6 protein-coding genes are annotated in these 9,412 nt (G+C 65.1%); 3 read left to right on the top strand and 3 right to left on the bottom strand.

The window, feature by feature from the left end; translation table 11 throughout:
* Nucleotides 1-943 (top strand): S-layer homology domain-containing protein (locus BMYO_RS11140; protein WP_143249197.1); only part of this gene is annotated, 943 nt, incomplete at its 5' end.
* A gap of 197 nt (nucleotides 944-1,140) precedes the next feature.
* Here BMYO_RS11140 and BMYO_RS11135 read toward each other — a convergent pair.
* Entirely contained in the window at nucleotides 1,141-3,501 is a 2,361-nt protein-coding gene (locus tag BMYO_RS11135; RefSeq protein ID WP_094668524.1) for an S-layer homology domain-containing protein, read from the bottom strand.
* Between the two features lie 308 nt (nucleotides 3,502-3,809).
* On the opposite strand from BMYO_RS11135, the gene BMYO_RS11130 reads away from it, so the two are divergent.
* Complete coding sequence (locus BMYO_RS11130) at nucleotides 3,810-5,246, top strand: RNA-binding domain-containing protein (protein ID WP_094668523.1); 1,437 nt, start codon at nucleotides 3,810-3,812, stop codon at nucleotides 5,244-5,246.
* Nucleotides 5,247-5,416: 170 nt separating this feature from the next.
* On the opposite strand, the gene BMYO_RS11715 is transcribed toward BMYO_RS11130, so the two are convergent.
* Complete coding sequence (locus tag BMYO_RS11715; RefSeq protein ID WP_158216999.1) at nucleotides 5,417-5,578, bottom strand: hypothetical protein; 162 nt, start codon at nucleotides 5,576-5,578, stop codon at nucleotides 5,417-5,419.
* Nucleotides 5,579-5,767: 189 nt separating this feature from the next.
* On the opposite strand from BMYO_RS11715, the gene BMYO_RS11125 reads away from it, so the two are divergent.
* Nucleotides 5,768-8,386 carry an S-layer homology domain-containing protein gene (locus BMYO_RS11125; protein ID WP_094668522.1) on the top strand — a complete coding sequence of 873 codons (2,619 nt, stop codon included), beginning with the start codon at nucleotides 5,768-5,770 and terminating at the stop codon, nucleotides 8,384-8,386.
* A gap of 315 nt (nucleotides 8,387-8,701) precedes the next feature.
* Here BMYO_RS11125 and BMYO_RS11120 read toward each other — a convergent pair whose 3' ends face one another.
* Nucleotides 8,702-9,259: an S-layer homology domain-containing protein gene (locus tag BMYO_RS11120; protein ID WP_476695613.1), complete on the bottom strand. Its 558-nt coding sequence runs from the start codon at nucleotides 9,257-9,259 to the stop codon at nucleotides 8,702-8,704.
* Nucleotides 9,260-9,412: the final 153 nt, after the last annotated feature.

Below are 9,412 nucleotides of genomic sequence, written 5' to 3'. Positions count from 1 at the left end.
GCAGTACAACCTGGCCCGCGGCTACGTGACCGACGTCAAGGACGGCCAGCCCCTGAAGAACACCGGCGCCCCGGTCAAGGTCTACTATGACAAGACCTCCAAGAAGTGGTTCAAGCAGGGCGATGCCTCTGCGCCCGCCGGCGCCAAGTTCGACTTCAAGCTGGCCCTCCCGGCCGGCTACAACGAGGCCTCGTGGAAGCAGTTCAACACGACCCGCGACACGGTTGTCAAGGAACTCATCAAGGAGCTCAACCTGTCCAAGACCGCCAACATCCAGGAAGTCTACAACGCCGTCGCCACGAAGCTCTCCGCGGAAAAGGCCGACACGTACAACCGCGAGTTCGCTGGCAAGCTTGTCGCGAACACCGACTACCCGGACGTGAACTACGACGACGCGAACACCCACGCAGAGGAGGTCACCTACCTGACCGACAAGGGCATCGTCAAGGGCTACGCTGACGGCACGTTCGGCTACGGCGCCCCGGTGGCCCGCGTGGACTTCATCGTGTGGCTGTACCGTGCGGCCGGCAGCCCGGCCGTTGACTCCCAGGCCTCCTTCACGGACGTGACCGCGGCCACGGTCCCGAACCAGGAGTTCCGTGACGCGATCGCTTGGGCGGCCGCGAACAAGATCACGACCGGCTACGCGGACGGCACGTTCGCCCCGTACGCGACCCTGAACCGTCAGGACGCGGTGGCGTTCCTGTACCGCGCCTCCGGCTCCCCGAAGTTCAACGAGTCCTACGCGGACGTGAAGTTCGCTGACGTGACCGCCGGCGACACCGCCAACCATTCCGAGGCCGTGCTGTGGGCCGCCCACTACGGCATCGCGAAGGGCTACTCTGGTAGCGTGAACCGCTTCGGCGGCCTGAACATCGTGGTCCGTCAGGACGCGGCTGCCTTCCTGGCCCGCACCCTGCAGGCAGGCTACATCGCCAAGTGAGACCGACTGCCAGCCTATAGCTGACAGCCGTCCCCACTGATTGAAGGCCCCGGACCCATGATGATTGGGTCCGGGGCCTTCCCGTATCGGAAAGAGGAAGGGCCGGAGCCCGATTCCCCTCGGTGGGGTTCGGGTTCCGGCCCTTTCCTGTATTCCGGTCTCACGCCTTGGCGGGGTTCAGGCCCCAGCCGTCATTGTCAGGCGAGCTTGTTGACGCGGGAGATGAAGGCCGCGGCGTCCTGGCGGTACACGTAGCCCAGGCCCTGGAACGTGTTCTGGCCGCCGCCGAAGCCGTTGGCGATCTTGTTCTCGTACGCCCACAGGATCTCCTTGGCGTGCGGGGTGGAGGCGTCCACGTCCGCGAACGTCCTGACCGAGTAGTCCGGGTTGAACTTCGGGCTGCCGGCCGCACGGTACAGGAACGCGGCCGCGTCCTGACGGGCGATCAGGCTGCCGTAGCCGAAGCTGGTCGTGCCGTCAGCGTTCTTGTAGCCCTCGGTGATGCCCTTGGCGGCGGCCCAGCTGATGGCCTCCGCGCCGAACGTGTCCGCATCGACGTCAACGAACTTGGTGGTGAGCTCGGTCTTCGGGCTGCCCGCGTTGCGCCACAACCACACGATGAAGTCCTGACGGGCCACGTTGACGCCCCAGCCGAACGTGCCGTCCGGGTAGCCGGTGATCACGCCCTTGGCGTACAGGTCGTTGACCTCGGTCGCGTGCGCGGTGTCCTTCTCGGCGCCCGCGTTCACGTTCGTGTAGTCCACGTCCGGGAACTTCGACAGCGGGGACAGGATGCCCGACAGCTGGCGGTTGAACCCGTCGGCCTTCTCCGCGGACAGGCTCTTCTCCACGGCCGCGTACACCTTGTCGATCGACGCGTCCTTGGTCAGCTTCAGCTCCGGGAGCTTGCGCAGCGCGGCCAGCACGTCCTCACGGGCGGACACGAACTTCGACCAGCTCGTCGCCACGTAACCCTTGGAATCAGTGTTGTCCTTCGTCGTCCAATCAGCGTTGTAGCCCAAGTGCAGCTTCGCAAGCAGACCCTGCACACCACCCTTCGAATCAGCGGTCCACTTCGCGTAGTAGTAGGTGTAGTGCGGCACGTCCTTGGCGAAGTCCGCGACCACGCTGCGATCCAGAGCGCCACCGGTGAAGTTCTTGTTGTTGTACCAGTTCTCGAGCGTGTAACCGTCACGGGTCACGGTCGGCAGCTGACTGCCGATGGTCTTGCCCTCGTACACCTTCACCACGATCGGGTCAGCGCCGTCGTAGTTCGGGTCCAGCGTGATCTCCTTGTACTTCGCATCCGCCGTGTACACAGCGTACAGCTTCGTGTCGGCGGTGATTTCGGAGCCGAAGTCGAACTCGACCGGATCGCCGTAGGCCTGCTCCTTGTAGGTCAGGTCGCCATCGATGTAGGCGTCGTTGGTGTGGGTCGGGGACACGGTCATGCCCTTGTCGTCATACGCGACAGGATTGTACCAGCCCTTGAACTGGGCGTGGGCGCGGGCCGGGGCCTCATCGACGGTCTGGGCGAGCGCCCAGTTCTTCTGCGCGAAGTACGTCTTGGCCACTTCGGTCTTGTTCTTCGTGTAGGTCTCGACCTTGTACGCGGAGACGCCCTTAGTCTTCGGGGTCAGGGTGACTTCCGCGGACACGTCGGATGGCAGGGTCGGAGAGACCTTGCCCGCCTCGACGGGGACGTCCTTGGTGACGTCGCCCCACTTGGCAGTCCACACATTCGCGATTGTGTGATCAGACGCGCGGTAGGCGACCAGGCCATCGACGGTGGCGCCCGGAGCAGCATCGAAGTTCGTTGCCGTCAGAACCTTGCCGTCCTTGTACAGGGTGTATCCCTCATTGTCAACGGTCACGTTGACGGCGTTCACGGTCTTCGGGGTGATGGCGTTCGGGCCCTTGACAGCATTGGACGGATTCACGGACCACTCGCCCTGGAACAGGCGGCTGTCGCCCGCGCGATCGGTGGCCGCGTACTCCCACGGGGCCAGAGTATCGTTATCAGCCAGCTGCACGAGCATACCGTCGCCGTACTCCGTGATCACGCCGGAGCTCAGCACGTCAGCGTCGAAGTCGTAATCGACCTTGCCGTCGAAGTTGAAGATGACGGCGTTCTCGGACTCGTCACTGTCAACGACCCTCCAGTGGGCGTACAGGGTCGTGCCGTCCGCCAGCACGGCGTCCGGGGCAACGGCCTGACCGGCCGACTTGGACTCGTACCAGCCGGTGAACACGCGGCTGCCGTCCTTGAAGGACGGAACATTGCCCGCGTACTTGTTGTAGATGGCGTCAGTGCCTTCGAACACGCCATCCGCATACGTGGCGTCCGTGCCGGCCTGCTTATCCGTGACGGGCTTCGACTGCGAGCCGTCAGCGAAGCTGCCGCCGTTCGCGTCGAGCGTCACCTTGACATCGTCACCGTACTTCCAATCAGACGGCGCGGCGTTGGCCGTGCTGGCCGCCACGCCCATGGTCGCGATCATCGCGACGGAGGCGAGGCCGGCGAGCGGGGCGCGCCAAACCTTAGTGTTTCCAGTCATGTTCTGGAACCTTTCTTCTAGGGACACCGGGACGGTTGGGAGGTGTTCATGGCGGGTCGGAGGTGTGCGGGCGGGATGTTACCTGGCCCTGCTGAGAGTATGGGGCCCGTTGCGATGCGTGGGGCCCGGTTCTCATTCCGCTACGATTCGTGTGGCGGATTCCCCGGCTGCGACGAGGGGCGCGGCTTCCCCGTTCGGGGGCCGGCGGACGGACGCGCATGGATTCGACCTTCGGTTCCGTTATCGGACATGTCCGATAGAATGTCCGATAGATGTCCGATAGATGTCCGATAGAAAAGGCGGTATGCATGACCCCGGAGGAGCTCGAGTCGCGTCTGGCGCGGGGCGAGGGCGTGTCGCAGGAGTTCAAGCGCTGCGGCGCCCTGCCGGAGGCGGACGTGTATGAGACGGTGTGCTCGTTCGCGAACCGCCAGGGCGGCAGCGTCTTCCTGGGCGTGGACGACGAGGGGAACGTGCTTGGAGTGAACCCGAGGCTGGTGCGGGACATCGAGCGCAACATCGCGAACGTGACGTGCAACCCGAACACGTTCAGCCCGTCGCCTGCGGTCGAGACGGAGCATATCGACGTCGGGGGCAGGGTCGTGGTGCGCGTGTGGGTGCCGGCGGGCCCGTCGGTGTACCGGTACAGGAACGTGGTGTACGACCGTCGCGCGGACGCGGACGTGAGGGTGCGCGACGACGCGCAGGTGTCGCTCATGTACATGCGCAAGCAGAACCTGTACTCCGAGCGGCGCATCTACCCGTACGTGGGCATGGAGGACCTGCGCATGGACCTGCTGGACCGGGTTCGGGAGATGATCCGCCTGCGCGACCCGGACCATCCGTGGCTGAAGCTGGACGTGGAGGGGATGCTGCGCGCGGCGAAGCTGTACGGCCGGGACCGGCAGACCGGAGAGCGGGGCCTGACCCTGGCGGCGGTGCTCCTCCTGGGCTCGGACGAGGTGATCGGGGACGTGTGCCCGGCGTACAAGACCGACGCGCTCGTGCGCCGGCGGGACCTGGACCGGTACGACGACCGGCTGACCGTGTCCACGAACCTGATCGACTCGTACGACCGGTTGCTCGCGTTCGCGCAGGAGCGGCTGCCCGACCCGTTCGTGCTCGACGATGGGATCCGGGTGAGTGCGCGCAACATCATCTGCCGCGAGCTGGTGTCGAACCTGCTCATCCACCGCGAGTACACGCACCCGCTCATCGCCCGTCTCGTGATCGGCAACGACGGGATCCATACGGAGAACGCGAGCCGCGCCCTGTTCGAGGGGCGCGTCACCCTGGACGATTTCAACCCGATGCCCAAGAACCCGATCATCGCGGGCTTCTTCACCCAGATCGGCCGCGCGGACGAGCTCGGCAGCGGCACCCGCAACCTGTACAAATACTCGCGGCTCTACTCGGGGCGCGAGCCCGTATTGGAGGACGGGGACGTGTTCCGCGCGTTCGTGCCCGTCCCGGGATCGGGCGCGGCGGGGAAGGCGCCGGCGTCCTGCGCCTCGGGCGACGCGAATGGCGGGACCTGCCCGCCCTCCCTCCCGGGCGGGCGGGTGGACAGGGTGATTCTCGGTCTGCTGTCCGACCGCGGTTCCGTATCGAGCGCGGACGTCGCGGCGAGGGCAGGGGTGACGACACGCACCGCGCTGCGCCATCTCACCAGGCTGGCGCAGGAAGGCGTGGTCGCCGTCGAGGGCGACAGGCGCAACCGCTCATACCGTCTGACGCAGCAATAACGGGCGGGAGCCGCGGCACATCATGCGCACGGGCTCGCGCGAATCCCGGGCGCGTTTCCCTCCGACGCGTGGAAGCGTTCAGGTTCATGACGAGTGCGCCGCTTTCCCACCGGTCATGAACCTGAACGCTTCCAGCCATAACGCCTTCGCCTGACCGGGAAGAGCCGCGCTCACCTGCCCTCCGGGAAATCCAAATCGCCGAGACGCTCCAAGACAAGCCGCCGGCGAAGATCCAGCCCGATGAAGTCACGCGTCGCGCGCAGTTCCCCGGCCGTGCCGTACTCGCTCTCGATCTCACGACGCTCGCCGTCGACATCATCCCCGCTGAGCATGACCGGATCCCCGATACGACACGCCTTGCCGGCCGGTATGACAACGGACACGATACGCTCGCCTCCCGCACTATCAGACAAACCGCATGCACGGCCGACCCTATCCGAGCCGCGCGCCAACGACAACCCGCCCCACGCGCAACCCCGAAGACGCCCGTCCCCGTGTCCCTAGAAGAAAGGTTCCAGATTATGACTGGAAACACTAAGGTTTGGCGCGCGCCGCTCGCCGGCCTCGCCTCCGTCGCGATGATCGCGACCATGGGCGTGGCGGCCAGCACGGCCAACGCCGTGGACGAGTTCGGAGGCAATGGCCCCCAGTATCCGGACGTGACGGTCACGCTGGATGCCAACGGCGGCAAGTTCGACTCATCGCTGTCGTCTGATTTCGTGGACGCCAAGGGCACGAAGCTGTCCGTGACCGACTCGAAGACGACTGACGCCGAGGGCTACCAGTACGCTGACGGCGTGTTCGGCAAGGACCTGTACGCCAAGTACGGCACCGACACCGCGGTCGTCAACCCTGATTACGTGTTCACTGGTTGGTACACGAGCCCGGATGCCGGCGGCCAGGCCGTGGACCCGAACGCGAAGCTGAACGACGGCGACACCCTGTACGCCCACTGGGCCGTGAAGTACTCGGACGAGTCCGAGAACGTCGTCAAGTTCAACCTGTACAACGCGACCTCCGGTTCCACGCTTGCTGTCGCGGAGAACCCGGATGGCGCCTCCGGTGTCGTTTCCATTAACAACACCACCAAGCCCAATACCGAGGTCGACGTGCGTCTGGCTGATGGTGATCAGGTGGCTGACTGGCAGGTTCCGTCGAAGGACACGGTCGGTGACGGCTGGGTGTTCAAGGGCTGGGATTCCGAGGTGTCGTCCGCCGCGCGTGGCACCACGCTCAACGCGGTCGCCGATCCCGGTCTGACCGTGACGGTCAACGGCGCCAACGTGTACAAGGACGGCGACAAGGTCTCCGGCCAGTTCGACGTGGCCCGTCAGGCCGACGTCCTCGACGGCGTGCAGCTGGTCAAGAACGAGGGCACGAACAACGTGCAGCTGGCGTACTCGTTCAAGTGGGCCATCCCGGGCTCCGGTGATTGGAATACCGTCGAGCACGGCCAGTCCCTGTCCATCCCCGAGGGCGTGGGCTCCATCAAGGTCGAGCACGTCGCCTTCCAGCCGGCGACCGAGTACGTGATCCACCCGGTCTCCGTCGTTGATGCGAAGTACAACAAGTACTACTTCACGAACGCGAACTCGAGCTTCGTGGACGCGTACGGCCAGGAGAAGCTCGACGAGCTGTCTCCGCGCGTGAACAACGACGCGTTCCTCGGCTGGTATGACCAGGCCGGCAAGTTCACCGTGGACGGCAACTCCGAGCGTGTGGTCGCTTTCTTCGACGTGAATCAGATCAAGAAGCAGGCCGAGTGGGATAGGATCGCGCCGAACACGGTCCCGACCTTCGACTTCGCGAACCAGTACGCCCAGGGTGTGGTGAACGTGTTCGCCGGCTACGAGGCGTCCGCCAAGTACGTGACCGTGAACGTCAAGCCGCTCTACGACCAGGCCAAGACGATCTCCGCCAAGCTGTACGACAACAAGACCGTCGCCGACCAGCTTGACGCCGTCGCCCCGGACCGTGCCGGCTACAGCGTCGAAGGCTACTACCTCAAGTCCAACAATGGCCTGCCTGTCGCGAACTCCAAGATTTCGGATACCGACACCGTGGCCTCCCTGAAGCTGACCTCCGGCACCGACATCTATGTGAACTACACGGCCGATTCCAAGTACGGCGTGAACGGTCTGCTGACGAACCTTGCCCGTGGCTATGTGACTGGTCTGACCACCAGCCCGGCTGTCAATGCCGAGGGAATCACCATTCCGTCGCTGTACTACCCGACCTACACCGTGCCGAACGTTCCGGTGAAGGTAGACGGAGCGTACAAGGTTGACGGCAAGACCCAGGCCTATGCCCGTACCGGTTCCGGCTCCTATGTTCTGGTTCAGCCTGAGGGTTACACGGATGCTTCTTGGAAGTCGTTCCTTGCGACTCGTAAGAGCGTGGTGACGGACCTGCAGAAGTACTTCAAGGTTTCCACGCACGGCACTGACGCTCAGGCTCAGGCCGAGGATATCGTCGAGGTTTACAATCTTGTGGCCACGAAGCTGTCCGCTGAGAAGGCCGACGAGTTCAACCAGGAGTTCTTCGGCCAGCTTAAGCCCGAGACCTCCTACCCGGACGTGAACTACGACGACTACGGCACCCACAACGCCGAGATCACCTACCTGACCACCAAGGGCATCGTCAAGGGCTACGCCGACGGCACGTTCGGCTACGGCGCGAAGCTTGCCCGCGTGGACTACATCGTGTGGCTCTACCGTGCGGCCGGCAGCCCGAAGGTCGACGCCCAGGCCCCGTTCACCGACGTGACCGCGGCCACCGTCCCGAACCAGGAGTTCCGTGACGCGATCGCGTGGGCCGCCTCCACGGGCGTGACCAAGGGCTACTCGGATGGCACGTTCGCCCCGTACGCGACCCTGAACCGTCAGGACGCGGCCGCCTTCCTGTACCGTGCGGCCGGCAGCCCGAAGTTCAACGAGTCCTACGCGGACGTGAAGTTCGGCGACGTGACCGCGGGCGACAGCGCGAACCATTCGCAGGCCGTCCTGTGGGCCGCCTCGAACGGCATCGTCAAGGGCTACGCCGGCGGCGACGTGACCTACTTCGGCGGCTACAGCACTCTGGTGCGTCAGGACGCGGCCGCGTTCCTGGCCCGCACCCTGCAGGCCAACCTCATCAAGTGAGCTCGCCTAGCAGCCGCTGACGGCATCCGCTGAAACAACTGGAAGGCCTCGGACCCATGATTTTGGGTTCGGGGCCTTCCCGTATGCGGCGCCGGCGAATCCAGGATCATCCCGGCGAAGGCTCCATGACGCCCAGGCCGGGCCGGTCCCGCCGGTGGGACGCGACGAAGGGCCCGGAGTCCGATTCCTCTCAACGGGGATCGGGCTCCGGGCCCTCGCTCTTTTGATACGGGAAGGCCCCGGACCCAGGATGATTGGGTCCGGGGCCTTCGGCCTGTGGAGGCGGCCGCTAGACGGGGGCTAGCGGGCCGTGGCTCACAGCAGGTTGGCCTGGATGGCGCGGGCCAGGAAGGCGGCCGCGTCCTGACGGGCCACGGTGTCGAGACCCGCGAAGCGGTTCACGCTGCCCGCGAAGCCCTTGACCACGCCATTGTTGTTGGCCCACAGCACGGCCTTGGAGTGGTTCGCGCTGTCGCCCGGGGTCACGTCCGCGAACACCTTCGAGTTGTAGTCCTCGATGTAGTTCGGGCTGCCGGCCGCACGGTAGATGAACGCCGCCGCGTCCTGACGGGCGATCCTCGCGTACGGGGCGAACGTGCCGTCCGCGTAGCCGGTCGTGATCTTGTTCGCGGCCGCCCAAGCGATCGCGTCACGGAACTCCTGGTTCGGGACCGTGGCCGCGGTCACGTCCGTGAAGGAGGCCTGGGAGTCAACGGCCGGGCTGCCGGCCGCANGGTACAGCCACACGCTGAAGTCCACGCGGGCCACCGGGGCGCCGTAGCCGAACGTGCCGTCAGCGTAGCCCTTGACGATGCCCTTGTCGGTCAGGTAGGTGACCTCCTCTGCGTGGGTGTTCGCGTCGTCGTAGTTCACGTCCGGGTAGTCGGTGTTCGCGACAAGCTTGCCAGCGAACTCGCGGTTGTACGTGTCGGCCTTTTCCGCGGAGAGCTTCGTGGCGACGGCGTTGTAGACTTCCTGGATGTTGGCGGTCTTGGACAGGTTGAGCTCCTTGATGAGTTCCTTGAC

It is taken from the genome of Bifidobacterium myosotis (assembly GCF_002259745.1).
GTDB lineage: Bacteria > Actinomycetota > Actinomycetes > Actinomycetales > Bifidobacteriaceae > Bifidobacterium > Bifidobacterium myosotis.
The sequence above is the reverse complement of the archived record's forward strand: the minus strand, read 5'-3'. Positions and strand labels throughout refer to the sequence as shown.